At 72.3% G+C, this 25040-nt stretch carries 25 protein-coding genes; 12 read left to right on the forward strand and 13 right to left on the reverse strand.

Translation table 11 applies throughout. The features are described 5' to 3' along the window. Positions 1 to 20 precede the first annotated feature (20 nt). The 4 genes from CG719_RS23895 to miaA all read right to left on the reverse strand — a co-directional run bounded on the left by CG719_RS23895 (position 21) and on the right by miaA (position 5026). A complete protein-coding gene (locus tag CG719_RS23895) occupies positions 21 to 2201 on the reverse strand; it encodes a RelA/SpoT family protein (protein WP_100570731.1) in 2181 nt (726 codons plus the stop codon). Positions 2202 to 2499: 298 nt separating this feature from the next. Beyond that, the gene (gene dapF, locus CG719_RS23900; RefSeq protein WP_100570732.1) at positions 2500 to 3369 is read right to left on the reverse strand and encodes a diaminopimelate epimerase; all 870 of its coding nucleotides are present in this window, start codon (positions 3367 to 3369) and stop codon (positions 2500 to 2502) included. A gap of 112 nt (positions 3370 to 3481) precedes the next feature. Further along, positions 3482 to 3979, reverse strand: coding sequence for a hypothetical protein (locus tag CG719_RS23905; protein ID WP_100570733.1), 498 nt, complete (start codon positions 3977 to 3979; stop codon positions 3482 to 3484). Between the two features lie 108 nt (positions 3980 to 4087). Further along, positions 4088 to 5026 (reverse strand): tRNA (adenosine(37)-N6)-dimethylallyltransferase MiaA, encoded by a 939-nt coding sequence (gene miaA / locus CG719_RS23910; RefSeq protein WP_100570734.1) that lies wholly within the window; start codon positions 5024 to 5026, stop codon positions 4088 to 4090. Positions 5027 to 5213: 187 nt separating this feature from the next. Here miaA and CG719_RS23915 point away from each other — a divergent pair, with 187 nt between their 5' ends. Continuing rightward, a complete protein-coding gene (locus tag CG719_RS23915; RefSeq protein ID WP_100570735.1) occupies positions 5214 to 5546 on the forward strand; it encodes an antitoxin in 333 nt (110 codons plus the stop codon). A gap of 108 nt (positions 5547 to 5654) precedes the next feature. Here the strand turns inward: CG719_RS23915 and CG719_RS23920 are convergent, their stop codons facing one another. Together CG719_RS23920 and miaB are read right to left on the reverse strand one after the other, a co-directional pair. Beyond that, positions 5655 to 6368 carry a class III extradiol dioxygenase subunit B-like domain-containing protein gene (locus CG719_RS23920; protein ID WP_100570736.1) on the reverse strand — a complete coding sequence of 238 codons (714 nt, stop codon included), beginning with the start codon at positions 6366 to 6368 and terminating at the stop codon, positions 5655 to 5657. 57 nt (positions 6369 to 6425) lie between these two features. Then, positions 6426 to 7955, reverse strand: coding sequence for a tRNA (N6-isopentenyl adenosine(37)-C2)-methylthiotransferase MiaB (miaB, locus tag CG719_RS23925; protein ID WP_100570737.1), 1530 nt, complete (start codon positions 7953 to 7955; stop codon positions 6426 to 6428). Between the two features lie 233 nt (positions 7956 to 8188). On the opposite strand from miaB, the gene CG719_RS23930 reads away from it, so the two are divergent. Further along, positions 8189 to 9394, forward strand: coding sequence for a glycosyltransferase family 87 protein (locus CG719_RS23930; protein ID WP_234375728.1), 1206 nt, complete (start codon positions 8189 to 8191; stop codon positions 9392 to 9394). A 218-nt stretch (positions 9395 to 9612) separates the two neighbouring features. On the opposite strand, the gene CG719_RS23935 is transcribed toward CG719_RS23930, so the two are convergent. Then, positions 9613 to 10017, reverse strand: coding sequence for a MazG nucleotide pyrophosphohydrolase domain-containing protein (locus CG719_RS23935; RefSeq protein WP_100570739.1), 405 nt, complete (start codon positions 10015 to 10017; stop codon positions 9613 to 9615). A gap of 106 nt (positions 10018 to 10123) precedes the next feature. Here CG719_RS23935 and CG719_RS23940 point away from each other — a divergent pair, with 106 nt between their 5' ends. Further along, positions 10124 to 11122 (forward strand): TAXI family TRAP transporter solute-binding subunit, encoded by a 999-nt coding sequence (locus tag CG719_RS23940; RefSeq protein ID WP_100570740.1) that lies wholly within the window; start codon positions 10124 to 10126, stop codon positions 11120 to 11122. Here the strand turns inward: CG719_RS23940 and CG719_RS23945 are convergent. Both CG719_RS23945 and CG719_RS23950 read right to left on the reverse strand, forming a co-directional pair. After that, positions 11112 to 12527, reverse strand: coding sequence for a sensor histidine kinase (locus CG719_RS23945; RefSeq protein ID WP_100570741.1), 1416 nt, complete (start codon positions 12525 to 12527; stop codon positions 11112 to 11114). The genes CG719_RS23940 and CG719_RS23945 overlap by 11 nt on opposite strands. A gap of 9 nt (positions 12528 to 12536) precedes the next feature. Further along, a complete protein-coding gene (locus tag CG719_RS23950; protein WP_100570742.1) occupies positions 12537 to 13223 on the reverse strand; it encodes a response regulator transcription factor in 687 nt (228 codons plus the stop codon). A 286-nt stretch (positions 13224 to 13509) separates the two neighbouring features. Here CG719_RS23950 and CG719_RS23955 point away from each other — a divergent pair, with 286 nt between their 5' ends. The 8 genes from CG719_RS23955 (at position 13510) to CG719_RS23985 (ending at position 20164) form a co-directional block, all read left to right on the forward strand. Further along, positions 13510 to 14286 carry an amino acid ABC transporter ATP-binding protein gene (locus CG719_RS23955; RefSeq protein WP_100570743.1) on the forward strand — a complete coding sequence of 259 codons (777 nt, stop codon included), beginning with the start codon at positions 13510 to 13512 and terminating at the stop codon, positions 14284 to 14286. Between the two features lie 97 nt (positions 14287 to 14383). Further along, positions 14384 to 15223: a glutamate ABC transporter substrate-binding protein gene (locus CG719_RS23960; protein ID WP_100570744.1), complete on the forward strand. Its 840-nt coding sequence runs from the start codon at positions 14384 to 14386 to the stop codon at positions 15221 to 15223. 131 nt (positions 15224 to 15354) lie between these two features. Next, on the forward strand, positions 15355 to 16020 hold the full coding sequence (locus CG719_RS23965; protein ID WP_100570745.1) for an amino acid ABC transporter permease: 666 nt from the start codon (positions 15355 to 15357) through the stop codon (positions 16018 to 16020). Beyond that, a complete protein-coding gene (locus tag CG719_RS23970; RefSeq protein WP_100570746.1) occupies positions 16017 to 16922 on the forward strand; it encodes an amino acid ABC transporter permease in 906 nt (301 codons plus the stop codon). The genes CG719_RS23965 and CG719_RS23970 overlap by 4 nt, the downstream gene beginning before the upstream one ends. Positions 16923 to 17200: 278 nt before the next feature. Then, positions 17201 to 18802: an FAD-dependent monooxygenase gene (locus CG719_RS23975; protein WP_100570747.1), complete on the forward strand. Its 1602-nt coding sequence runs from the start codon at positions 17201 to 17203 to the stop codon at positions 18800 to 18802. A 113-nt stretch (positions 18803 to 18915) separates the two neighbouring features. After that, the gene (locus CG719_RS37420; protein ID WP_324838480.1) at positions 18916 to 18987 is read left to right on the forward strand and encodes a putative leader peptide; all 72 of its coding nucleotides are present in this window, start codon (positions 18916 to 18918) and stop codon (positions 18985 to 18987) included. A gap of 146 nt (positions 18988 to 19133) precedes the next feature. After that, positions 19134 to 19745: a cysteine dioxygenase gene (locus CG719_RS23980; RefSeq protein WP_100570748.1), complete on the forward strand. Its 612-nt coding sequence runs from the start codon at positions 19134 to 19136 to the stop codon at positions 19743 to 19745. Then, entirely contained in the window at positions 19742 to 20164 is a 423-nt protein-coding gene (locus CG719_RS23985; protein ID WP_100570749.1) for a rhodanese-like domain-containing protein, read from the forward strand. The genes CG719_RS23980 and CG719_RS23985 overlap by 4 nt, the downstream gene beginning before the upstream one ends. A gap of 112 nt (positions 20165 to 20276) precedes the next feature. Here CG719_RS23985 and recX read toward each other — a convergent pair whose 3' ends face one another. Beyond that, on the reverse strand, positions 20277 to 21146 hold the full coding sequence (recX, locus tag CG719_RS23990; protein ID WP_100570750.1) for a recombination regulator RecX: 870 nt from the start codon (positions 21144 to 21146) through the stop codon (positions 20277 to 20279). Positions 21147 to 21149: 3 nt separating this feature from the next. Further along, positions 21150 to 22265 carry a recombinase RecA gene (gene recA, locus CG719_RS23995; RefSeq protein ID WP_100570751.1) on the reverse strand — a complete coding sequence of 372 codons (1116 nt, stop codon included), beginning with the start codon at positions 22263 to 22265 and terminating at the stop codon, positions 21150 to 21152. A gap of 246 nt (positions 22266 to 22511) precedes the next feature. On the opposite strand from recA, the gene CG719_RS24000 reads away from it, so the two are divergent. Then, positions 22512 to 23444: an aminoglycoside phosphotransferase family protein gene (locus CG719_RS24000; RefSeq protein ID WP_100570784.1), complete on the forward strand. Its 933-nt coding sequence runs from the start codon at positions 22512 to 22514 to the stop codon at positions 23442 to 23444. A 79-nt stretch (positions 23445 to 23523) separates the two neighbouring features. Here the strand turns inward: CG719_RS24000 and CG719_RS24005 are convergent, their stop codons facing one another. Both CG719_RS24005 and CG719_RS24010 read right to left on the reverse strand, forming a co-directional pair. Further along, positions 23524 to 24750 carry an AI-2E family transporter gene (locus CG719_RS24005; RefSeq protein ID WP_100570785.1) on the reverse strand — a complete coding sequence of 409 codons (1227 nt, stop codon included), beginning with the start codon at positions 24748 to 24750 and terminating at the stop codon, positions 23524 to 23526. A gap of 60 nt (positions 24751 to 24810) precedes the next feature. After that, a complete protein-coding gene (locus tag CG719_RS24010) occupies positions 24811 to 25005 on the reverse strand; it encodes a DUF3046 domain-containing protein (protein ID WP_100570752.1) in 195 nt (64 codons plus the stop codon). Between the last annotated feature and the right edge of the window lie 35 nt (positions 25006 to 25040).

The following is a 25040-nucleotide window of genomic DNA, read 5'->3' on the forward strand; positions in this document are numbered from 1 at the left end:
CGAAGAAGGACCCGCGCGGCTCACAGCCCCGGCGGCTGAGGCTGCGTCCGGCTCACGTCGTAGACGCCCGGGACGTTACGCATGGCGCGCATCAGGGCCGGGAGCCTGGCCGCGTCGGGGAGTTGGAGGGTGTACGTGTGGTGGACGCGCTGCTGTGCCGGCGGGGCCACGGTGGCGGAGATGATCTCGACGCCCTCGACGGCGATGGCCTCGGTCAGGTCGGCCAGCAGATGGGGGCGGCCGAACGATTCAGCGAGCAGCGTGACACGGCACGCCGTCGTCTCCCCCCAGTGCACGCCGAACTCGGCGCGCCCCGCACTCCTCATCCGTCCGACCGCCGCGCACTCCAGGCGGTGCACCGTCACCACTCCCCCGCGCACGGCGAAGCCGGTGATCGCGTCGGGCGGCACAGGTGTGCAGCAGCCCGCGAGTCGTGCGGCCGTGTCGGGCCGGCCGGCGACCACGACGCTCGCCGTGCGGGGCCCGAAGGCGGTCTTCACGGCCGGCCCGGCCGCCTGGACCGTCACGAGGGGTCCGGAGACCTGCGACGGTGCAGCGTCGGCCTGCGACGGTGCGGCGCCCCCGTCGGCGTCCTGGCCCCGGTCCACCGCGGACTGGCGGGTGGCCAGCCTGCGCTGGATGGCGATGCGGGCGGCCGGGGTGTGGGCGTGGTCCAGCCATTCCCGGGAGGGCTCGGAGGCCGGGTCCTGGCCCATCAGGAGCTGGACGCTGTCGCCGTCCTTCAGGACGGTGCTCAGCGTCGCCAGTCGGCCGTTGACTCGGGCGCCGATGCACGCGTGCGCGTCCTCGCCGTACTGGGCGTACGCGGCGTCCACGCACGTGGCGCCCTCGGGCAGGCCAAGGGTCCCCCCGTCGGGCCGGAACACGGTGATCTCGCGGTCCTGGGCGAGGTCCTCGCGCAGGGTGGACCAGAAGGTGTCGGAGTCCGGCGCGGCCCGCTGCCATTCGAGGAGGCGGGAGAGCCAGCCGGGGCGGGTGGGGTCGGCACGCTCACCGTCGCTCGTGGTGTGCTCCTCGGCGGGAGGGGCGTAGGGGTTGCCGAGTGCGACGACCCCGGCCTCGGCGGCCTTGTGCATCTGGTGGGTGCGGATGAGGACTTCGATGACCTGTCCGTCCTCGCGGGCGACGGCGGTGTGCAGCGACTGGTAGAGGTTGAACTTGGGTACGGCGATGAAGTCCTTGAACTCCGAGACGACGGGCGTCATACAGGTGTGGAGTTCGCCGAGGACGGCGTAGCAGTCGGCGTCCTCGTTCACCAGGACCAGCAGCCGGCCGAAGTCGCTGCCGCGCAGCCGGCCGCGCTTGCGGGAGACCCGGTGCACGGAGACGAAGTGCCTCGGTCTGATGAGCACTTCGGCGGGCACGTCGGCCTCGCGCAGCACTCCGCGCACCTGCTCGGCGACCTCGGTGAGCGGGTCGCCCGGTCGGCCCGCGTTCTCCGCGATCAACTCGCGCGTGTGCGCGTACTCCTCGGGGTGCAGGATCGCGAAGACGAGGTCCTCCAGCTCGGACTTGAGCGCCTGCACGCCGAGCCGTTCGGCGAGGGGGATGAGGACGTCCCGGGTCACCTTGGCGATGCGGGCCTGTTTGTCCGGGCGCATCACGCCGAGGGTGCGCATGTTGTGCAGCCGGTCGGCGAGTTTGATCGACATCACGCGGACGTCGCTGCCGGTGGCGACGAGCATCTTGCGGAAGGTCTCGGGCTCGGCGGCCGCGCCGTAGTCGACCTTCTCCAGCTTGGTGACGCCGTCGACGATGTAGCGGACCTCCTCACCGAACTGCTCGCGGACCTGGTCCAGCGTCACGTCGGTGTCCTCGACGGTGTCGTGCAGCAGGGACGCGGTCAACGTCGTGGTTTCCGCGCCGAGTTCGGCGAGGATGAGGGTCACGGCGAGCGGATGCGTGATGTAGGGCTCGCCGCTCTTGCGCATCTGGCCGCGGTGCGAGGACTCGGCCAGGACGTAGGCCCGGCGCAGCGGTTCGAGGTCGGCTTCGGGGAAGTGCGCGCGGTGGGCCTCGGCCACGTGGCCGATGGCGTCGGGCAGCCGGTCGCGGGCGGTCGGGCCGAGCACCGCGGCACGGCCGAGCCGGCGCAGGTCGATCCGCGGGCGGGCCCTGCGTCGGGGCCCGGCGGGAGCCACCGGGCCCGGGGCCGCAGGATTCGTGGCATCCGCACTCATGGGCACCTCCGGCTGCGTGGACCGGCGGACGGGGCGCCCCAGGGCGTTCTCGGCACAGGGGTTGGCAACGGATCCCCCGTCCGGGCCGGTGATTGATGCTACCGAGCCCAGCACGCCCGACCGGCCGTCTCCCGGCGAGCGTGAAACGGATCACCCAATCGAGCGATGGCCAGGATGTTTACGGTTTTCAGTCACCTGGCAGGGGACGGGCCGTGGATTCGCTGCCCGCTTCCGTCTCCGGGCATACGTATGACCTTCCCATGGACCGCCGGGGCTACGATGCCCAGCCGACCGGCCGTCAGCCGACCGCTGTTTCCAGCCACTTCGCGTCGATCACGCCCTCCGCGACGATCACTGCGGGACCGGTCATCTCGATCTCGCCGTCCGGCCGCTCGGTGATCACCAGCGTTCCGCCGGGCAGGTCCACCGTGTACGTCGCCGGGGCACCGGTGGCCGCCGGGTCGGCGCCGTCGCGCCGGGCGGCCGCCACGGCGACGGCGCACGCGCCCGTGCCGCACGAGCGGGTCTCGCCCGAGCCGCGCTCGTGCACGCGCAGGGCGACGTGGCGGGGACCGCGGTCGACGACGAACTCGACGTTCACGCCGTCCGGGTAGGCGGAGGCCGGGCTGAAGGGCGGCGGCGCGAGCAGTTCGCCTGCGTCGGCGAGGTCGTCGACGAAGGCGACCGCGTGCGGGTTGCCCATGTTCACGTTGCGCGCGGGCCAGTTGCGCTCGCCGACACTCACGGTGACGTCGCCTTCGGGGAGCGTCGCCCTGCCCATGCCGACGGTGACGTCCCCGTCCTTGGCGATGTGCGCCGTCTTCACGCCCCCGCGCGTGGCGATGGCGAGGTCGCCCTCCGTCGTGTGTCCGGCGTACTGGAGGTAGCGCGCGAACACCCGCACGCCGTTGCCGCACATCTCCGCGACGGAGCCGTCGGCGTTGCGGTAGTCCATGAACCACTCCGCCTCGGCCGCCATCGCGCGGGCCTCGGGATGCGCGGCGGAGCGTACGACGTGCAGCACCCCGTCCGCGCCGATGCCCGCGCGGCGGTCGCACAGGGCGGCGACGGCCGCCGGGGACAGCTCGACGGCGTTCTCCGGGTCAGGGACGATCACGAAGTCGTTCTCCGTGCCGTGGCCCTTGAGGAAGGGGATGCGCGTGCTCATGGCTCGATCGTACGGGGTCGCTCCGACAACCCCGTGATCACGTTCACCGGCCGGCAGCCGGTGATCACGTGAGTCGGGGGCCGCGGTACGAGCGGGACCGGGCGGCCAGGCCCTATCGCAGGCGCGCGACGCGCCAGACGGCCAGCACCACGACCACGGCGACGACGACGATGTACGCGCCGATCACCCGCCAGTCGAGGCGCCGCCCGGAGCCTCGCGGCGGCAGGCCCGGCCAGGTGTAACCCACGCGGCGGGCGGCCATCATGCCCCAGCCCGCCGAGCAGGAGCAGATCAGCAGCCCCAGCATGGCGATCACGGCGCCGTTGTCGCCGTCGAAGGCCAGCGGGAAGGCGAACATCAGCGAGCCGACGACGGCCAGGCCCACGATCGGGGCCAGCTGCCAGATGCGCAGCCGCCGCTGCGGGCGCAGCTCGACCTCCACCTCGGGCCCGGGGAACATCTCCTCGGGACCGGGTCCGTCCGCGGTCACACCACCCTGCGTCTCGTCGGGCCCGTCGGGGCTCAACGAGCCCTCGTCCGGTTCCGCGTCGCCGCGCTCCACGGTGATGCGGTCGATGTCTTGTGCGGTGTCGCGAGGGCCGGCCTCCATCGCCACGCGCCCTCCCAACTAGGACTTCACTCGGTCGATCCGAGCTTGATGATGGCACGGCGCCGGAGGCCTGGATGACGGCCTGGGCGTCCCGATGCCATGACGTGATCAGGCTGTAACCGGTCGTTCGACCAACGCCAGGGCGAGATGCGGAAGTTCCGTGAGATCCGCCGCGGCCCCGCTCAGCCAGTGCACCCGGGGGTCGCGCCGGAACCAGGAGTCCTGGCGGCGCGCGAAGCGTTTCGTGGCGCGCACGGTCTCCGCGCGCGCCTCGTCGAGGGTGCACTCCCCCTCGAGCGCCGCGAGCACCTGCTGGTAGCCGAGCGCACGCGACGCGGTACGCCCCTCGCGCAGGCCCCGCGCCTCCAGCGCGCGCACCTCGTCCACGAGCCCCGCCTCCCACATGCGGTCGACCCGGCGCGCGATGCGCTCGTCGAGTTCGGGGCGGGCCACGTCGACGCCGATCTGGACGGTGTCGTAGACCGAGTCGTGGCCCGGGAGGTTCGCGGTGAAGGGGCGGCCGGTGATCTCGATCACCTCCAGGGCCCGGACGATCCGGCGGCCGTTGCTGGGCAGGATCGCCCGCGCGGCCTCGGGGTCGGCGGCGGCGAGGCGGGCGTGCAGCGCCCCGGATCCGCGCAGCGTGAGCTCGTCCTCCAGACGGGCGCGCACCTCGGGGTCGGTGCCGGGGAACTCCAGGTTGTCGACGGCCCCGCGGACGTACAGGCCGGAACCGCCGACCAGGACCGGCCAGCGCCCCTCGGCGAGCAGCGCGTCGATCCGTTCCCGGGCGAGCCGCTGGTACTCGGCCACGGAGGCCGTGACCGTCACGTCCCAGATGTCGAGCAGGTGGTGGGGGACGCCACCGCGCTCCTCGGGCGTCAGCTTCGCGGTGCCGATGTCCATCCCTCGGTAGAGCTGCATGGAGTCGGCGTTGACGACCTCCCCGCCGAGGCGCTGGGCCAGAAAGACGCCGAGATCGGACTTTCCGGCCGCGGTGGGGCCGACGACGGCGATGACGCGGGGGGCGGGGGGTGCGCTGCTCACCGCACCAGTCTCCCAAACCCCGCGGGCGGTCCCTCGCACGAGTCGTGTGACGGCAGGTGAGGGGGTAGCACGAGTAGGGTATCGAGTGAGTATGGACGCTTTTGCGCGACTCCTTCGGAGGTCGAAGGGGCGGAGGGGACCTCGACCGCCGGGGAGCAGGAATCCGCCCCGTCAGGGAAGGTGAACCATGGGTCTGCTGGACAACATGAAGGCCAGGATCGGCCCGGCGAAGGAGAAGGTGTCGGACCTCGCCCAGCGCCACGGGGGCACGATCGGGCAGAACCTCGACAAGGCCGCGAAGGTGGTCGACGAGAAGACCAAGGGCAAGTACAGCGACAGGATCCACGCGGGTACGGGCAAGGCCAAGCACGCCATGGACCGGCTCGCCCACAAGGGCGAGACGGGCCCGGAGACCCGCACCGCCCCTGAGCCGGGCACGAGCCCGGACCCGGGCACCGGCACGGCGCCGGGCGGCGCTGCCGCGCCGACGCCGCCGGAGGGACCGCCGCCCACGTCTTGAGGGGCGACGGCGGACGGCCGGGAGGCCCTGGGCCTCCCGGCCGTCCGCCGTGTGCGCCGTCTCCCGGTCATGACCAGGACGTGCGCCGCGTCCCGCTCGGAAGCAGGCTCACGACCAGGCTGCGACCAGGTATCCCACTCCGTACGGTGCGTCGTCGTGGAGCAGGGTGCCGGAGAGGCCGGCGTCCTCGGCCGCGCCGGCCAGTACCTGCCAGGAGGCCCGGCCCGACACCTTCAGTTCGTGCGCCAGGACACCGTCCAGCGCCATGAGAGCCGACGTGTCGGCCTCCCCCAGCGCTCGGGCGACGCCCGCGTCGAAGGGTTCGGCCCGTTCGTCGAGATACCCCGGCGCCTTGAGCGTGCGCCGCGCGCTGCCGTCGCCCATCACCAGCAGCGCCACGCGGCCGGCCCGCGCGGCGAGATCCCGGCCGGCCGCCGCGCACCGCTCGGGTGTCAGTGACTCCTCCACGCCGAGTCCCTCGACCGGGGCGTCGGACCAGCCGGTGCGCTCGAGGAGCCAGGCGGCGACGGCGAGCGAGGGCGGCAGCTCGCCCCCGGACCCGGTACCCGTGTCCCGGCCGAGCCGTACCTCCAGGTCCACGCCGAAGCCGCGGAACGAGCCCCGGGCGCCCTCCGGTTGAAGGCCGCTCCCGCAGGCCTCCGCGGGTCCGACGACCACCAGCAGATCGGGCCGGGCGGCGGCGAGCACGCCCAGCGCGTCCGTGCAGGCGGCCCGGGCGGAGTCGAGTTCGGGTGCGGCTCCCGCGGCCACCTCGGGCACGAGGAGGGGCGGGCAGGGGCAGACAGCGGCGGCGACAAGCATGATCCGCAGCGTAACGCCGCCGGTCGGCCGGGGGTCGGCCGGCCGAGCCCGCCGGGGTCAGTCGCAGCCGCAGCCGCTGCCCGCGGCGACCGGAAGCGGCTCCGGCGCGCCCACCTTCGGGAGGCCGAGCATGACACCGGCCGGCTTGGCGGCCTCGGCGGCGTTGCGCTTCTCCCAGGCGTCACCCGCGCGCGTACGGCGCACGTCGAGCACCGAGCCCTCGGCGAGGAGGTGGTGCGGGGCGGCGTAGGTGACCTCGACGGTGACCACGTCGCCGGGGCGTACGTCCTGCTCGGGCTTGGTGAAGTGGACCAGGCGGTTGTCGGGGGCGCGACCGGAGAGGCGGTGGGTGGCGCCGTCCTTGCGGCCCTCGCCCTCGGCGACCATCAGCTCCAGCGTGCGGCCGACCTGCTTCTTGTTCTCCTCCCAGGAGATCTCCTCCTGGAGGGCGACCAGCCGCTCGTAGCGCGCCTGGACGACCTCCTTGGGGATCTGGTCCGCCATCTCGGCGGCCGGGGTGCCCGGGCGCTTGGAGTACTGGAAGGTGAACGCCTGCGCGAAGCGCGCCTCGCGCACGACGTGCAGCGTCTGCTCGAAGTCCTCCTCGGTCTCGCCGGGGAAGCCCACGATGATGTCGGTGGTGATCGCGGCGTGCGGGATGGCGGCGCGGACCTTCTCGATGATCCCGAGGTAGCGCTCCTGCCGGTAGGAGCGGCGCATCGCCTTCAGCACCGTGTCGGAGCCGGACTGCAGCGGCATGTGCAGCTGCGGCATGGCGTTCGGGGTCTCGGCCATCGCGGCGATCACGTCGTCCGTGAAGTCGCGCGGGTGCGGCGAGGTGAAGCGGACCCGCTCCAGGCCGTCGATGTTCCCGCAGGCCCGCAGCAGCTTGCTGAACGCCTCGCGGTCGCCGATGTCGGAGCCGTAGGCGTTGACGTTCTGGCCGAGCAGAGTGATCTCGGAGACGCCCTCGGCGACCAGGGCCTCGACCTCGGCGAGGATGTCGCCGGGGCGGCGGTCCTTCTCCTTGCCGCGCAGCGCGGGGACGATGCAGAAGGTGCAGGTGTTGTTGCAGCCGACGGAGATCGAGACCCAGGCCGCGTACGCGCTCTCGCGCCGCGTCGGCAGCGTGGAGGGGAACGCCTCCAGGGACTCGGCGATCTCCACCTGAGCCTCCTGCTGCACGCGGGCGCGCTCCAGCAGGACGGGCAGCTTGCCGATGTTGTGCGTGCCGAAGACGACGTCCACCCAGGGCGCCCTCTTCACGATGGTGTCCCGGTCCTTCTGCGCCAGGCAGCCGCCGACCGCGATCTGCATCCCGGGCCGCTTGGCCTTCTGCGGCGCGAGGTGCCCCAGGTTGCCGTACAGCCGGTTGTCGGCGTTCTCCCGGACGGCGCAGGTGTTGAAGACGACGACGTCGGCGTCGCCGTCCGCCCCCTCGGGCGCCCGCACGTAGCCGGCATCCTCGAGCAGGCCGGCCAGCCGCTCGGAGTCGTGGACGTTCATCTGGCACCCGTAGGTGCGGATCTCGTAGCTCTTGGGTCCTTGAACGTCCACTGCGGGGCTCCGGTCGCTGCTGCTGGTCATGCAACAAGGGTAGGTGGTCCCGGACGGCACCAGAACGGCGGAGCGTCACGCCCTTCCGGGCCGGGCCTCACGGGCTTCCGAGCCGGGCTTCACGGACATGCGGGCGGGGCGGGACCGGGCACCGCGCGGGTCCGTGGGAGCGACGGAGCGGCCGGAAGGCTTTGCGCCCGCGTGACGGCGACACGAGCGGCCATTTCCTCCCGCAGGTGGACAACTGACCCAGAATGACAGGCGTGACGGAGCTTCGTGACGCCCTGCGGGCACCCGTGCCGGACGTGCCCCCGACCGCGGTGCTGCGTGCGTGGCTGCTGCGGCCTGCCGGTCCCGTCCCGGTCGCCCTCCTCGCCGTCGTCCTGTTCGCCCGTGCCGCGCGCGTGGCCGTCGCGTTCACCGGGGGAGGTATGGACAACGCCTTCGTCGTCCATGCCGGGCAGGTCTGGCTGGCCGGTGGCGCCCCGTACGCCGACCGGCGCTTCCTCTACCTGCCCAGTGCCGTGTTGTTCGCCGCCGGTCAGGCCGCGCTGCCGGCGCCCGTGGTGCGCGTCGCCGCGCCGATCGCCTGCGTGGCGCTGATCGCGGGCGGGTGGTGGTGTGCGGTGCGCCTGTTCCGGGTGCCGGCGCACAGCCGGTTCGCGGTGCTGGGGCTGCTGGCGCTGGTGCTGTGCTGGGCGCCGGTGGGCCATCTGGTGAACCTGGGGAACTGGACGGCGGTCGGCGCGCTGGCGCTGCCGCTGGCGCTGCTGCTGGCCGACCGGGGCCGCTGGGACCTGGCCGGAGTGGTCCTGGGTCTCTCGGTGGCAGTGAAGCCGCTGCTGCTGCCCGTGGCCGTCCTGCTGGTGCTGGCCCGGCGGTGGCGGGCACTGGCGTGGATGGTGGCGGTGCCACTGGCCCTCTCGGCGGGCGCGGCCCTGATCATGCCGGACCCGGGCGGTTTCTTCACCCGCACCCTGCCCTTCCTGCTCAAGGGCGGGGACGGTCTGATGCGGCCGTTCGACGCGTCCCTGCCGGCGGTGCTGCCGCGGCTGGGGCTGCCGACCGTACCGGCCGAGGTGGTGGCCCTGGCCGCGGCGACGGCCGGGGTGCTCTGCGCCCGGCTGCGCTGGCGGCGCGGCGTTCCCGGTCCCGCGCGGCTCGCGGACACGGCCGCGCTGCTGATGCTGGCCTCCTACCTGGTGTCCCGGCCGTCCTACGACCACTATCTGGTCGTCGTGGTGCCGCTGCTGGTCGCCGGCGTGCTGGAGGCTGACTCGGTGACGCGTTCTCCGTGGTTCTGGGTCGCGCTCGTCCCGCAGGTGCCCCAGTTCACCTTCCCGCACCTGGACGCCTCGACCCGCCGGGCCTTCAAGGACGCGGCCACGCTGTCCGCGCTGGCGCTGGTACTCGCGGTGCGGTCCGCCCGCCCCTCACCGCGACTGCCCGCCGACTCCGGGCTTCCATGAGGCGGTCGCACGCTGCGCGCGCCGCCGGGCACCTCGGCACTGCCGTGGAGCGGTCACGCGCCGTCGGACGCCGCCAGGGCCCCAGCCCCCACCGCGCCCACCCGGCCGGCCCGGGAGCGCCGTGGAACCCCGTTGCGCACTCGGACACCGCCGCGCGGGCCCAGCCCTGCCGGCGCAGCACGGCCGACTCGGGACCGCCGCAGGACGGCCGCGCGCCCTCAGACGCCCTCGGGGGCCCAGCCCTGCCGGCGCAGTACGGCCGAGACGTCCGGTGCGACGTAGTGCTCCCCCTTGAGCACCTTGCCGTCGGCGCGGCGGGCGATCCGGCCGTCCGGGCCGAGCTTGGTCATGTTGGCGCGGTGGATCTCGGCGATCACCTCGTCGAGGTCGATGCCGTGCACGAGGGCGGTGCCGTACGCCACGTACACGACGTCCGCCAGTTCGTGCGCGAGCCGGTCGAGCGGGCCGCCGACCGAGACCTCCGCGACCTCGGCCGCCTCCTCGGCGAGCAGTTCCCCGCGGTGCGCGGCCAGTTCCGGCGGCACCCGGGTCGGCGTGGGGCGGGCGTCGAGCCCGAAGGCACGGTGGAACTCACGGACCAGATCGGCGGGCGAGGAACTCATACCGCGAGGGTAGCCGCCGGCCCGGACGCCACCGGCCGTCCGCCTGACCGGCCGCCGGGCCACCCGCCCCTGGTCAGCACGGCGTACCACTGGCAGGATCGCGCGCATGCCTACGCTGTTCCGCCGCATCGGACGACGCCGCGGCCTCCAGGGCACGGTCGCCGGGGTCGTGGTCCTCGGGCTGCTGCTGTGGTGGCTGCTGCCCCTGGGCGAGGCACCTCCGAGCGGGACGATCACCTTCAGCACGGGAACCCTGCGCGGGGTCTACCAGGAATACGGCGTGCGGCTGCGCACCGCGTTCGCCAAGGACATGCCGGATCTGAAGGTGCGGCTGCTGACCAGCGACGGTTCCCAGGAGAACGTCGCGCGCGTGGCGACCGGCCGGTCCGACTTCACCATCGCCGCGGCGGACGCGGTGGAGACGTACGAGGTGAACCACGGCCCGGGTGCCTCGCGGCTGCGCGGTGTGGCCCGCCTCTACGACGACTACGTGCAACTCGTCGTCCCGCGCGACTCGCGCATCCGCTCCGTGACCGACCTGCGCGGCAAGCGGGTGTCGGTCGGGCCGCCGGAGTCCGGGGTCCGGCTGATCGCCGAGCGGGTGCTCAGGACGGCCGGGATCGACCCGGAGACGGACATCCGCCCGATGGGCGACGGCATCGGCACCGCCCCGGACCGGCTGCGGCAGGGCGATCTCGACGCGTTCTTCTGGTCGGGCGGGCTCCCGACGGACGGTCTGCGGCGGCTGGCCGAGCAGTTCCCGTTCCGTTTCGTGCCGATCGAGGCCGATCTGGTGGCCAGGCTGCACGCCGAGGGCGGCGCCACTCGCTACTACCGCGCCACCAACATGCCGGAGTCGGCGTACCCGTCGGTCCAGAACGGCGCGGCCGTGCCGACGATCGCCGTGTCCAACGTGCTGATGACGCGCGAGGACATGGACCCGAGGCTGACGGAGTGGGTGACCCGCACCGTCATCAAGAGCCGTGACGGCATCGGTGCCCACGTCCACTCCGCCCAGCTCGTCGACCTGCGCACCGCGATCTACACCGACCCCCTGACGCTGCACGAGGGCGCGCGGCGCTACTACCGCTCGGTCAAGCCGTAGGAGGCGACCTCGGCACGGTCACGGTCACCCGCAGTCCGCGCGGCTCCTCCACCCGGTGCCGGGCGTAGGAGATCGAGCCGCCGCCCGCCGCGAGCAGGGCGCGGGAGATGGACAGACCGAGGCCGGAGCCCTGGATGTTCTGGTGGCGTCCGCTGCGCCAGAAGCGGTCGCCGACGCGGGCGATTTCCTCGTCGGTGAGGCCGGGGCCGTGGTCGGCCACGACGACGGTCGACGTGTCGCGGTTGAAGGAGACCGTCACCTCGACGCTCTCGCCGTCCGGCGTGAACTTCACCGCGTTGTCGATCACAGCGTCGAGCGCGGACGACAGGGCCACGGGGTCGGCCCAGGCCGTGGTGGCCGGGCAGTCGCCGGCCAGCCGCACCCCCTTGGCCTCGGCGGCCGGCGCCCAGGCCGCCACCCGCTCGGCGGCCAGCTCCCCGATGTCGATGAGTCGCAGATCCGGCTCGGCGTGCTCGGCGAGCGCCAGGTCGAGCAGGTCGTCCAGGACCTGGGCGAGGCGCTTGCCCTCGGTGCGTACCGAGGCGATCTCCTCGTTGTTCTGGGGCAGTTCGAGCGCGAGCAGCTCGATGCGCAGCAGCAGCGCGGAGAGCGGATTGCGCAACTGGTGCGAGGCGTCGGCGACGAAGGCGCGCTGCTGTTCCAGCACGTCCTCGACGTTGTCCGCCATCTCGTTGAACGACCGGGCGAGCCTTCGCAGTTCGGGCGGTCCGCCAGCGGCCGCCACCCGGGACTTCAGCCGTCCGGTGGCGATGTCGTGGGTGGTGGCGTCGAGGATCCGTACGGGCCTGAGCACCCAGCCGGTCAGCCGCAGCGCCGCGCCGACGGCGAGCAGCATCGCGGCGATCTCGCCGGTGCCGACGAGCAGCCAGCCGTGCAGGGTCCGCGAACGCATCTGCCCGGTCGGCGAGTCGGTGACGACGACCGCGACGACGTCGCCGTCCCGGATGACGGGGGAGGCGACGACGAGCCGGTGGCGCTGCCAGGGCCAGACCTGCTCCGGATCGTGGCTGCGCCGGCTCAGCAGCGCCTCGTCGAAGGCGTCGCGTACCTCGCCGTGCGCGGGCAGCGACCAGTCGTCCGGTGCGTTGGCCATCGGGACCCCGGTCCGGTAGAAGACGCCCGCCCGGATGCCGTAGACCCCGTGGTAGCTGCCGAGTTCGCGGCGGAGGGTCTCCAGCCGCTCGTCCGGGACCGTGCGCCGGGGGCCGCTGGTCCCGTCCGTGACGAACTGGGCCAGGGCCGCGAAGCGCGCGGAGTCGTCGATGCGGTCCACGACCGCCTTCTGCTGCTCGGCGCCCGCGACGCTGACGGCGAGCGGAACGCCGAGCGCGAGCAGGACGGCCGCCATCAGGACGATGAGCAGCGGCAGCAGACGTGAGCTCACCCGTCCCCGCTAGGCGGCCGGGGCGACGAGGCGGTAACCGACGCCGCGTACGGTCTCGATGAGCGCCGGCGTGCCCAGCTTGGAGCGCAGGGAGGCGACGTGCACCTCCAGGGTCCGCCCGGTGCCCTCCCAACTGGTCTGCCACACCTCGCTGATGATCTGCTCCCGCCGGAAGACGACGCCGGGGCGCTGGGCGAGCAGCGCGAGCAGGTCGAACTCCTTGCGGGTGAGCTGGACGACCGCGCCGTCCACGCTGACCTGCCGGGTGGGCAGTTCGACGAGCACCGCGCCCAGGCGCAGGGTGGTCTCCCCGGCGGCGTTCGCGTCCTCGTGGGCGGTGCGGCGGCTGACGGCATGGATACGGGCGAGCAGTTCGCCGGTGTCGTAGGGCTTCACCACGTAGTCGTCGGCGCCGAGGTTGAGGCCGTGGATGCGGGAGCGGACGTCGGAGCGGGCGGTCACCATGATCACGGGGGTGCTGGTGCGCTTGCGGATTTTGGCGCAGACCTCGTAGCCGTCCTGGTCGGGCAGGCCCAGGTCGAGCAGGACCACGCCGAAGCAGGCGCTCTCGGGGACGAGGGCCTGGAGGGCCTCCTCGCCGCTGCGGGCGTGGGTGACGTCGAACCCGTGCCGCGCCAGGACCGCGGACAGGGCGGCGGCGACATGGTTGTCGTCCTCGACGAGGAGCAGTCGCATTCCGGCCCCCTCCGGTTCATGAGTCGTACGGTCACAGTGTGTACACGTCGTGCATGCGCGCGTGTGCACCATGGCAGTGACGCTGATGGACGAGGACGGCGTCAAGAGGCTTCCGGTTGCGCACCCTGTGTCGTTATCCAGCCGGTACGCGCCCCACCCGGCCGCGCTACGACATGTGCACGGCCGCTACCGGATCGTGATGCTCAGATCTCCCTCAGATGTGATGACGCTGGTCGCATCGGTCATTACTGTCCCCCGAAACCGAGGAGGACGGAGCCTGAAAGCGATGACCGAAGTATCGATGGCCAAGGAAGACGTGGCCTCGACCGCCGATCTGGTCGTCCTGAAGAGCGTCAACAAGCACTTCGGCGCGTTGCACGTGCTCCAGGACATCGAGCTGACGATCGCCCGCGGCGAGGTCGTCGTGGTCATCGGGCCCTCCGGGTCCGGGAAGTCCACTCTGTGCCGCACCATCAACCGTCTGGAAACCATCGATTCGGGCGGCATCACGATCGACGGCAAGCCGCTGCCGCAGGAGGGCAAGGAGCTGGCCCGGCTGCGCGCCGACGTCGGCATGGTCTTCCAGTCCTTCAACCTCTTCGCACACAAGACCGTGCTCGAGAACGTGATGCTCGGCCAGATCAAGGTCCGCCGCACGGAGAAGGCCAAGGCCGAGGAGCGGGCCCGCGAGTTGCTCGACCGGGTCGGAGTGGGCGCGCAGGCCGACAAGTACCCCGCGCAGCTCTCCGGCGGCCAGCAGCAGCGCGTGGCGATCGCGCGGGCGCTGGCCATGGACCCGAAGGTCATGCTGTTCGACGAGCCGACCTCCGCGCTCGACCCGGAGATGATCAACGAGGTGCTGGAGGTCATGCAGCAACTCGCCCGGGACGGAATGACGATGGTGGTCGTCACCCACGAGATGGGCTTCGCCCGATCGGCCGCGAACCGGGTGGTCTTCATGGCCGACGGCCGGATCGTCGAAGAGGCCGCGCCCGACCAGTTCTTCAGCAACCCGCGCAGCGACCGGGCCAGGGACTTCCTTTCGAAGATCCTGCACCACTGACGCGGCGGCCCGCCGGTGGCGCAGTACGCCGCCGGCCCGTGATCCTGCCGTCGCCGTCCGACGGCTCAGCATCTCCTCAACACCGAAGGAAGTTCACATGAAGCTCCGCAAGGTCACCGCCGCCTCGGCCGTCGTCCTCGCCCTCGCCCTGTCGGCGACGGCGTGCAGCTCGAACGACAAGAAGGACGAGGGGTCGTCGGGCGGTGGCGGCAAGGTCAAGGTCGGCATCAAGTTCGACCAGCCCGGCCTCGGTCTGAAGCAGCCCGACGGCTCGTTCTCCGGTTTCGACGTGGACGTGGCCACCTACGTGGCCAAGGAACTCGGCTACAAGCCCTCCCAGATCGAGTGGGTCGAGACCAAGAGCGCCGAGCGTGAGAACGCGCTGGCCCACGGCGACGTGAAGTTCATCGTGGCCACGTACTCGATCAACGACGAGCGCAAGCAGAAGGTCGACTTCGCCGGCCCGTACCTGCTGGCCCATCAGGACCTGCTGGTCAAGGCCGACTCGGACATCTCCAAGGGCACGGACCTCAACGGCAAGAAGCTGTGTTCCGTGGCCGGCTCGACCTCGGCGCAGAACGTCCAGAAGACGATCGCGCCGAAGGCCGCCCTGAAGGAGAACGCGGGCTACTCGGAGTGCATCGCCGGCCTGCAGAGCGGTGCCGTCGACGCGGTGACCACCGACGACTCGATCCTCGCGGGCTTCGCCTCCCAGGACAATTACAAGGGCCAGTTCAAGCTCGCCGGGCTCAAGCTGAGCAACGAGAACTACGGCATCGGTGTCAAGAAGGGCGACACCGCGACCGTGGACAAGATCAACTCCGCGCTGGAGAAGATGGTCAGCGACGGCTCGTGGGACGCCGCGGTCAAGAAGAACTTCGGCCCGGCCGACTACAAGAACGAGCCCGCCCCGAAGATCGGCGACCTCGTCAAGTGACCCGGCTCGTCCGGTAAGCAGGGATCCGCAGGCATAGCAGGGTTCCACAGTCGCGCCGCCGCCCACCGCGCACAAGGCGGCGGCGCGCCACGCCGTCCTCGTACCCCACACACCCGGAAGCGCGGGAGATCGTGTTCGACTTTCTTCAAGGTTACGACGTCCTAGGGGCGTTCTGGATGACGGTGAAGCTCACCGCCCTCTCCGCCCTGGGCTCCCTGGTCTGGGGCACCCTGCTGGCCGCGATGCGGGTCAGCCCGGTTCCGTTGATGCGCGGCTTCGGCACCGCCTACGTCAACATCTTCCGGAACATCCCCCTGACGGTGCTCATCGTCTTCACCTCCCTCGGCCTCGCCGACATCTTCGGGGTGACGATGGGCGCGTCCGACTTCAAGATCCAGGGCTTCCGGCTGGCGGTGCTCGGGCTCGTGGCCTACCACGCGGCGTTCGTCTGCGAGGCGCTGCGCTCCGGCATCAACACCGTGCCGGTCGGGCAGGCGGAGGCGGCGCGCGCGATCGGGCTCAACTTCAGCCAGTCGCTGCGGCTCGTCGTGCTGCCGCAGGCGTACCGCGCGGTGATCGGACCGCTGGCCAACGTACTGATCGCACTGACCAAGAACACGACCGTGGCTGCCGCGATCGGTGTGGCCGAGGCCTCCTACCTGATGAAGACGATGATCGAGAACGAGGCCCAGACGCTTGCCATCGGCGCCGTCTTCGCCCTCGGGTTCGTGGTCCTGACCCTGCCCGTCGGCCTCTTCCTCGGCTGGCTCGGCAAGCGACTGGCGGTGAAGCGATGAGTTCCGTGCTCTACGACGCCCCCGGCCCCCGGGCCAGGCGGCGCAATGTGATCCTCTCCGTCGTCTTCGTCGCCCTGCTCGCACTGCTCCTGTGGTGGATCTGGTCGACGATGAACGACAAGGGCCAGCTCAAGTGGGCCCTGTGGCAGCCCTTCACCACCTCCGCGGCCTGGACGACGTACCTGCTGCCCGGCCTCGGCAACACGCTGAAGGCCGCGGCGCTCGCCATGGTCATCGCCCTTCCGCTGGGCGCGTTCTTCGGCATAGCCCGACTGTCCGACCACCGGTGGGTCCGGGTTCCGGCCGGTGTGGTGGTCGAGTTCTTCCGGGCGATCCCGGTACTGCTGCTGATGCTGTTCGCCAACGAGTTCTACGTCCGTTCCACGGGCATCGCCAGCGACGTGCGCCCCCTCTACGCGGTCGTCACCGGCCTGGTGCTCTACAACGCCTCGGTTCTCGCCGAGGTCGTACGTGCCGGCATCCTGGCCCTGCCCAAGGGGCAGACGGAGGCCGCCTACGCGATCGGTCTGCGCAAGGGCCAGACGATGAGCGGCATCCTGCTCCCGCAGGCGGTCACCGTCATGCTGCCGGCCATCGTCAGCCAGCTGGTCGTCATCGTGAAGGACACCGCGCTGGGCGGCGCGATGCTCGCCTTCCCCGAGCTGCTGGGCTCCCGCAGCACGCTCGCGGCCAACTACGCCAACGTCATCGCCAGCTTCATCGTGGTGGCTGTCATCTTCATCCTGCTGAACTTCGCCCTCACCAGCTTCGCGAGCTGGCTCGAGCGCAGGCTGCGCCGCAGCAAGCGGAGCACCGGCGTCGTCCTCGCCGCGGACGAGGAGGAGGTCAACCCCGCCCAGACCGGTGGCACCTACGGAACGGGTGCGGGCGGCTCGACCTGACGGATGGTCCAGCAGTTTTGAGGCACCCGAGGGGGGTGCGGTGGCCTGTTGCCGCCGCACCCCCTCGGCGTAGGACGCCGCGAAGGGGCACGGCGGTCGGCCGCGCACACGAGCCGCCGCACGGCGCACGCCACCGCGCACCTGGAGCACCGGCGTGCGTCCCGCTTGACCGGCTGGCGCCCAGTCTGTTGCATACGTTCTGTGATCGTGCACCGTGCTCCGGCTTTCTGTTCACCTCTCACCTCCAGGACACCGCTGCTGGCAGGAGGCGCCGCGCCGTGGATCCGGTGATCGTTGTCGGAGCGGGGCCCGTCGGGCTCACGCTCGCCCTGGCGCTGGCGCGTCAGGAGGTGCCCTCCGTCGTGCTCGACGAGGGCTCCGGCACGGACGCGCCGCGCGCCGCGCGTACGGTCGTCCTGCGCGAGGACACCACCGCGCTCGTGGAGCGCCTGGCCGGTGTGCCGCTCGGCGGGGCCGGCCTCCGTTGGGCCGGATGGCGGTCGTTGCGGCGCAAACAGGTGATGCACGAAGTCGCCTTCGACGACGCCGAACCCGCGCCGCTGCACATCGCCCAGCACGTCCTGACCGGCGCCCTGCGCGCCGCCGTCGCCCACGAACCGCTGATCGAACTCGCCGTGGACAGCCGGCTGGACAGCATGGAGCAGGAGACCACGGGGGTCACCGCCCACACCCGCGGAGCGGGCGGCACATGGTGGCGCGGCAGTCACCTGGTCGGCTGCGACGGCCCGCGTTCGACCGTGCGCAAACTCATGGACATCCGCTTCCCCGGGCGCACGGCCGTCGAACGGCACGCCGTCGCCGCGGTGCGCACCGAACTGCCCCATCCCGGCGAAGCGTTCCTCCACCGACTGCCGCCGTGGCGGACGACCGGCCCCTTCGCCGGGGAGATCGCCGCCCGTCCGCTCCCGGACGACGTGTGGCGGCTGGACTGGTTGCTGCCGCCCGGCAAGGACCTGGTCACACCCGAACTGCTGCTCGCCCGCATCCGGGAGACCCTCACCGGCTGGACCGGCGAAACCTCGCCGTCGTACGAACTCCTCGACACCGGCGTCCACACCGTCCACCACCGGGTGGCACGCCGCTGGCGCGCCGGGCGGGTCTTCCTCGCCGGGGACGCGGCGCATCTGCTGGGCGCGCTCGGCACCCAGGGTCTCGACGAGGGCCTGCGGGACGCCGACAACCTCGCCTGGAAGCTGGCGCCGGCCTGGCACCACGGGCCGCACGAGGCACTGCTGGACAGCTACCAGACCGAGCGGCGCGCCGTCGTCGCGGCCCGGCTGCGCGCCGCCGACCAACTGCTGCCCGTACTGCGCGGGGGCGGCGGACTGCGCTCCCTCGTGCCCGGATCCGGCCGTGGGAACGACGCCCTGCTGATGGACGGCCATCTGGGGCGCGGGCCGCTGGGCGCGCCGGGGGCGTACACGGACTCGCCGCTCACACCCCCGCCCCTGGACGGCGAGGTTCTCGTGGACACGCCGGCCGGCTCCCCGGTCGCCGACGTGGTGGTGACCGCGGAGGACGGCTCCTTCGTGCCGCTGAGGGACCGTCTGGGCCGGGGCGCGCTGCTGGTGGTGCTGATCGCGCCGGGTACGGGGGTGTGGGAGCGCCGGCACTGGGTGAGCGCCGGCATCATGCCCCGGCTGGCCGCCGCGGTGACCGCGCTGCCGCACCCCGCCGAACTGCTGGTCGCCGAGAGCTACCCGGGCGCCGCCCCCCACACCGTCCTGCTGGTACGGCCCGACGGGCATCTGGTCACCGCGCTGAGCGGGGTGCGCCCGGCCGACCTGTACACCGCGGCGGAGACGGCGCTGGGCGGCGCCGGACGCGCCGAGGACCGTGCCGAGGCGGGCGCGCGCTGACCGCGGAGCCCTGTGGACCGCACGCGGACCGTCCGCCGCGCGGTCCACAGGGTGAGGGCGAGTTGACCGGTCAGGACCGTCATGGTCTACTCCCGAACGTGACCGACACCGATGTGCGCCTGTGGCGGAGGGTCCATATGGACCTCGTCCGCTATGCGGGCTGCGTGTGTCGTCCGGCCTGTTGAACTCGCCTCCCCTCACCCGGCGCGCGCCACCCGATCCGCACACCCTCGTACGCCATACGTCCGTACCCTGTGCCGCCGCGCGCCCTCCGCGAACGCTCTTCAGGACGGTGTACGTGTCTGTCTCGCCCCTCGGGTCCTCGGCTCCCGTGTCCCCCGCTTCCGGACTCTCCCCTGCCGACTCCTCCCCTGCCGGGCCCTCGCCCGCCGAGTCCTCTCCCGGCGGGTCTGCTCCCGCCGTCGCCGCGTCCTCCGCGTCCTCCGAGCAGGCGCCGACTCAGGCGGAACTCCTCGACTTCGTGCGGCGCACCGCCGCCGACACCGAGCTGATCGCCTCGCTTCCGCTCGGCCCGGAGGGCCGCACCTGGGTGCGCCTGGACGGGCCCGGCGGCAGTGAGGCGTGGCTGATCGGCTGGCCGCCCGGCACCGGCACGGGCTGGCACGACCACGCCGACTCGGTCGGCGCCTTCGTCACCGCCTCGGGCGAACTGAAGGAGAACTCGCTCGCCGCCCGGTTGCCCACCGACGGCTGGCGGACCCTCGAACTCACCGACGGCGTCGACCGCGAACGGCGGCTTCCGGCGGGGCGGGGCCGCTCCTTCGGACGCCACCATGTGCACGAGGTGCTCAACGAGTCCACCGGCCGGCACGCCGTCTCCGTGCACGCCTACCACCCGCCGCTGCCCCGCATCCGCCGCTACAGCCGTACCGAACAGACCCTGCGCCTCGAGCAGGTCGAGCGCCCGGAGGACTGGCAGTGAGCACACCTCAACCACCCGTCGGAATCGACGAGTTGCTGGAGCGGGTCCGCCGGGGCTACGAACGCGTCGAAGCGCGCGAGGCGCACGCGGCCGCCCGGGCCGGCGACGCCCTCCTGGTGGACATCCGCTACGCCGCTCTGCGCACGCGGGACGGTCTGATCCCGGGCGCCCTCGTCGTGGAGCGCAACGAGCTGGAGTGGCGTCTCGACCCCCTGGGCAGCCATCGTGCCCCCGAGGCCACCGGTCACGACCTGCGCGTGGTCGTCGTCTGCAACGAGGGCTACGCGTCGAGTCTCGCGGCCGCGTCCCTGCACCGGCTGGGGCTGCTCCGGGCGACCGATCTGGTGGGCGGCTTCCAGGCATGGCGCTCGGCCGGGCTGCCGGTGACGCCGTGGGACGGCCGCGGGCAGCCGTCGTAGAGGGACGCAGTCGCAGAGGGAGTCGCCCGCCTGGGCCTGCGGGCCCACGAGGCCTCGCACCCCGTGGTGTCGTCCGTGCCTCCCCGCGCCGGACGCCCCGGAGGGCGCCGGCTCAGTAGCCCTCGTCGGCGAGGAAGTCGGCGTCCTCGCCCTCCTCCTCCAGCGCCTGCCGGACCACGCGCAGGGCCAGGCCCTCGGAGTAGCCCTTGCGGGCGAGCATCCCGGCGAGGCGGCGCAGCCGTTTGTCGCGGTCGAGGCCGCGGGTGGAGCGCAGCTTGCGGGCGACGAGTTCGCGTGCGGTGGCCTCCTCCTGCTCGGCGTCGAGACGGCCGACCGCCTCGTCGATCAGTGCCGTGTCGACGCCCTTGGTCCGCAGCTCCCGGGCGAGGGCGCGCCGGGCCAGTCCGCGTCCGTGGTGCCGGGACTCCACCCAGGCGTCCGCGAACGCGCCGTCGTCGATCAGTCCGACCTCCTCGAACCGGGAGAGGACCTCGTCCGCCGCCTCGTCCGGGATCTCCCGCTTGCGCAGGGCGTCCGCGAGCTGCTTGCGGGTGCGCGGGGTCCCGGTGAGCAGGCGCAGGCAGATGGCGCGCGCCCGCTCCACCGGGTCCCCCGGAGGCTCCCCCTGCCCCGCCCTCGACACGGAGGAGGTGCCCCCGTCCTCGGCGGACGCCTCGACGGGGCCGCGCCGACGGCCCCCGCGTCCACCGCGCGGCCCACCGTCACGCGAGCCGCCCCGGCGCGCACCACCCACGGGTGGGCCACCCGCGCGCCGCTGTCCGCCGCCGTCCCCGGGCACACCAGCGCCCGGCTCGGCCTCCCCGTACCCGCTGTCCCCGTACCCGCCGTCTCCGTACGCGCCGTCTTGGTCCGTGCCCGAGCCGAGGGCGTCCCCGGTGCCCCTCCCCCGTGGGGCACCGAAGGCGGCGTACTCGTCCGCGTGCTCGTACTCGTACTCGGCCCAGTCGGTTCGCCGTGTCACGGGTCAGCTCTTGGCCGAGGCGGCCTTGGGCTTGGTGGCCTTGGCGGGCGCCGCCTTGGCCGTGGCGTCCGCGGCGGTGGTGACCGCGGCATCCGTGCCCGGCTCCGTGGTCGGCTCCTCCGGCCGCACGCCGACGCCCAGCTTCTCCTTGATCTTCTTCTCGATCTCGTTGGCCAGGTCGGGGTTGTCCTTGAGGAAGTTGCGCGCGTTCTCCTTGCCCTGGCCGAGCTGGTCGCCCTCGTACGTGTACCAGGCGCCGGCCTTGCGGACGAAGCCGTGCTCCACGCCCATGTCGATCAGACCGCCCTCGCGGCTGATGCCCTGGCCGTAGAGAATGTCGAACTCGGCCTGCTTGAAGGGCGGCGCGACCTTGTTCTTGACGACCTTGCAGCGGGTCCGGTTGCCGACCGCCTCCGTGCCGTCCTTCAGGGTCTCGATACGGCGGATGTCGATGCGCACCGAGGCGTAGAACTTCAACGCCCGGCCACCGGTCGTGGTCTCCGGCGAGCCGAACATCACGCCGATCTTCTCGCGGAGCTGGTTGATGAAGATCGCGGTGGTCTTGGACTGGTTGAGCGCGCTGGTGATCTTGCGCAGGGCCTGGCTCATCAGCCGGGCCTGCAGGCCCACGTGGCTGTCGCCCATCTCGCCCTCGATCTCCGCGCGCGGGACGAGCGCGGCGACGGAGTCGATGACGATGAGGTCGAGGGCGCCGGAGCGGACCAGCATGTCCACGATCTCCAGGGCCTGCTCGCCGTTGTCCGGCTGGGAGAGGATCAGGTTGTCGATGTCGACGCCGAGCTTCTTCGCGTACTCGGGGTCGAGGGCGTGCTCCGCGTCGATGAACGCGACCTGGCCGCCCGCCTTCTGCGCGTTCGCCACCGCGTGCAGGGTCAGGGTCGTCTTGCCGGAGGACTCCGGTCCGTAGATCTCCACGACACGGCCGCGCGGCAGGCCACCGACGCCGAGGGCCACGTCGAGCGCGGTCGACCCGGTCGGGATGACCTCGATCGGCTCCTTCGACCGCTCGCCCATGCGCATGACCGCGCCCTTGCCGAATTGTCGTTCAATCTGTGCGAGCGCGGCGTCGAGCGCCTTCTCGCGGTCGGTTCCTGCCATGGGTTCCACCCGGTTTGCTTGTGTCGATCGCTTCACGTCAAAGACGCTAACGCCTGCCACTGACAATGCGCCCCGACGCACGTCCGGCCTGTGGATAACTCAGGCACTTCTCCCCCCGAACCGGGGCGAAATCCCTTCCGTCGAGCCTTGCCGGAGCTCCTATAAGAATGGATGTTCGATTTCCGTGTCAAGCGCGCCGAGCGGCACCGGAGCGGGCAGGACACCGCCCGGCTACCGTGGCTCCGCATGACCCACACCGAGATCGCGATCACCGCGGAGCTGGTCCGGGATCTGCTGCACGACCAGCATCCCGACCTGGCCGACCGCCCCTTGAGGCTCGGCGCGCGCGGCTGGGACAACCAACTGTGGCGGCTCGGCGACGACCTCGCCGTCCGACTGCCCTGGGCAACGCGGTCGGCGGACGCGTTACTGCGCAAGGAGCACGCCTGGCTGCCTTCCCTCGCCCCGCGCCTTCCTCTGCCGGTCCCCGTCCCGCAGCGCCTCGGCGAGCCCTCCGAGCGATTTCCGCGGCCCTGGGTCGTCACCACCTGGGTGCCGGGCACTCCTGCCGACCTCGCCCCCGCCACGCGCCCCGCGGAGGCGGCCGACGCCCTGGCGGCCTTCCTGTCGGCTCTTCACCGACCCGCCCCCGACGAGGCGCCCACCGGCCGCTTCGGCCGCGGCAGACCGCTGGCCGAGCGCCCCGACTCGTTCGCCGAGCCGCTCGCCACGGCCACCGGGCTGGGGCTGGTCCCCGGCCCGGACGCCGTCCGGGCCGTCTGGGAGGACGCCGTCCGCGCGCCCGACTGGACGGGCCCGGCCCTATGGATCCACAGCGACCTGCATCCGGCCAACGTCCTCACCGCCGACGGCACCTTCTGCGGCGTGATCGACTTCGGCGACCTCTGCGCGGGAGATCCGGCCTGCGACCTGGCCGCCTCCTGGCTGCTGCTGCCGGAGGACGCCCTCGACCGCTTCCACTGCGCCTACCGTCCGGGCCCGGACGCGGCCCCGGACGCCGCGACACTGCGCCGCGCCCGCGGCTGGGCCGTGCTGCAAGCCCTCAGCTGCGTCCTCGTCGGAGATGCCGGCACCCACGGCCGCCCCGGCGGCAAGCCGACCTGGGGCCCACCCGCACAGGCCGCGCTGAGACGCCTCGTCGCCACGGCTCGCCACTGACCGAGGAGCGAGCCGAGCGCGCCGAGCGCCGCGACGCCTGCCGAGTAAGCCCAGCCGAGCACGCCCCGCCGCGTACGCCCTACCGGGCCCGCCACATCCGGCGCGCGCGGTCGAGCAGGCCCGGGACCGGGCCGCGTCCGCGGTGGCCCTGGACGCGGGGGTCGTCCATGACGGCGTACCGCTTCACATAGGCGCCCAGGAAGGCCTGGAGGGTGGCGACCGCGGGAATGGCGATCAGCGCGCCCACCGCGCCGAGCAGGGCGGTGCCGGCGATGACCGAGCCGAAGGCGACCGCGGGATGGATGTCCACGGTCCTCGCGGTCAGCTTGGGCTGCAGCATGTAGTTCTCGAACTGCTGGTAGACCACCACGAAGACCAGCACCCACACCGCGTACCAGGGGTCCACCGTGAAGGCGATCAGCATCGGCAGGGCGCCCGCGAGATAGGTGCCTATGGTCGGGATGAACTGCGAGACCAGGCCCACCCAGACACCGAGCACGAGCGCGTACGGCACTCCCAGGGCCTGGAGCAGGACGTAGTGGGCGATCCCCGAGACGAGCGCCATCAGGCCGCGCGAGTACAGATAGCCGCCGGTCTTGTCGACGGCGATCTCCCACGCCCGCAGCACCTCCGCCTGGCGGGCGGGCGGCAGCAGGGAGCAGATGGTGCGGCGCAGCCGCGGACCGTCTGCGGCGAAGTAGAACGAGAACAGGGCGATCGTCAGCAGCCGGAACAGGCCCCCGAGCACCTGGGCGGACACGTCGAGCACGCCCGCGGCGCTGTTCTGCGCGTACGTGCGCAGCCAGTCGGAGTGGAGCAGGCCCTCCTGCACGTCCACCCGTCTCAGCTCGGTGTGGAACGTGGAGTTGACCCAGTTGATGACGGAGTCGAGGTACTCGGGGAAGCCCTCGACCATCTTGATGATCTGCCCGGCGAGCATCGAGCCGAGCAGGATCACGAAGCCCGCCGAGGCGATCGTCAGGCCGAGGAAGACCAGGAAGGTCGCGAGCCCCCGGCGCATCCCGCGGGCTGCCATGCGGCTGACCGCGGGCTCGATGGCGAGGGCCAGGAAGAACGCGATGAGGGCGTTGAGGAGCAGGCCGGTCAGCTGGTGGAAGGCCCAGCTGCCGAGCTGGAAGGCGGCGACGAGGCCGATCGCGAGCACCATGGCGCGCGGCAGCCAGCGGGGCATGCGGGCGCCCGCCCCGGCGACGCCCTCGGCCGGTTCCGGAGACCGGGGAGGCGGCGTCGTCGCGGACGGGGATGCGTGCGGGGCCGTCTGGCCGGTCTCGTCAGTGGGTGCCACGGTGCAAGTCTCGCCGACGCCACTGACGGCCCGGCACCGGCCCATGCCCGTCGTGGCCGGTCAGTGCCTCTCCTGCGGAACGTTCATGACCCGGCACACGACGCGCCACACGTCCTTCGCGTCCCAGCCGGCCGCCAGCGCCTCGTGCACCGTGCGCCCGCCGAGTTCCGACATCACGTGATCGCGCGCGAAGGTTTCGGCGTACCCCGCGCCGAAGTGCTCCGCCATCCGCTCCCAGAAGACCGTCAACCGCATGATCCCAGTATCCCGCCCCTGCGGGTGACCTCGGT

Origin of the sequence: Streptomyces sp. CB01373, assembly GCF_002803075.1 — a bacterium.
Lineage (GTDB): Bacteria > Actinomycetota > Actinomycetes > Streptomycetales > Streptomycetaceae > Streptomyces.

Bases quoted from the DNA above. Each gene is read 5' to 3' on its own strand.
- dapF (WP_100570732.1), bottom strand. From the start codon at position 3,369: ATGAGCACGCGCATCCCCTTCCTCAAGGGCCACGGCACGGAGAACGAC.
- CG719_RS23955 (WP_100570743.1), top strand. From the start codon at position 13,510: ATGACCGAAGTATCGATGGCCAAGGAAGACGTGGCCTCGACCGCCGAT.
- CG719_RS23920 (WP_100570736.1), bottom strand. From the start codon at position 6,368: ATGCTTGTCGCCGCCGCTGTCTGCCCCTGCCCGCCCCTCCTCGTGCCC.
- CG719_RS23970 (WP_100570746.1), top strand. From the start codon at position 16,017: ATGAGTTCCGTGCTCTACGACGCCCCCGGCCCCCGGGCCAGGCGGCGC.
- CG719_RS24000 (WP_100570784.1), top strand. From the start codon at position 22,512: ATGACCCACACCGAGATCGCGATCACCGCGGAGCTGGTCCGGGATCTG.
- recA (WP_100570751.1), bottom strand. From the start codon at position 22,265: ATGGCAGGAACCGACCGCGAGAAGGCGCTCGACGCCGCGCTCGCACAG.
- CG719_RS23935 (WP_100570739.1), bottom strand. From the start codon at position 10,017: ATGAGTTCCTCGCCCGCCGATCTGGTCCGTGAGTTCCACCGTGCCTTC.
- CG719_RS24010 (WP_100570752.1), bottom strand. From the start codon at position 25,005: ATGCGGTTGACGGTCTTCTGGGAGCGGATGGCGGAGCACTTCGGCGCG.
- miaB (WP_100570737.1), bottom strand. From the start codon at position 7,955: ATGACCAGCAGCAGCGACCGGAGCCCCGCAGTGGACGTTCAAGGACCC.
- CG719_RS23915 (WP_100570735.1), top strand. From the start codon at position 5,214: ATGGGTCTGCTGGACAACATGAAGGCCAGGATCGGCCCGGCGAAGGAG.
- CG719_RS23960 (WP_100570744.1), top strand. From the start codon at position 14,384: ATGAAGCTCCGCAAGGTCACCGCCGCCTCGGCCGTCGTCCTCGCCCTC.
- CG719_RS23950 (WP_100570742.1), bottom strand. From the start codon at position 13,223: ATGCGACTGCTCCTCGTCGAGGACGACAACCATGTCGCCGCCGCCCTG.
- CG719_RS23895 (WP_100570731.1), bottom strand. From the start codon at position 2,201: ATGAGTGCGGATGCCACGAATCCTGCGGCCCCGGGCCCGGTGGCTCCC.
- CG719_RS23940 (WP_100570740.1), top strand. From the start codon at position 10,124: ATGCCTACGCTGTTCCGCCGCATCGGACGACGCCGCGGCCTCCAGGGC.
- CG719_RS23905 (WP_100570733.1), bottom strand. From the start codon at position 3,979: ATGGAGGCCGGCCCTCGCGACACCGCACAAGACATCGACCGCATCACC.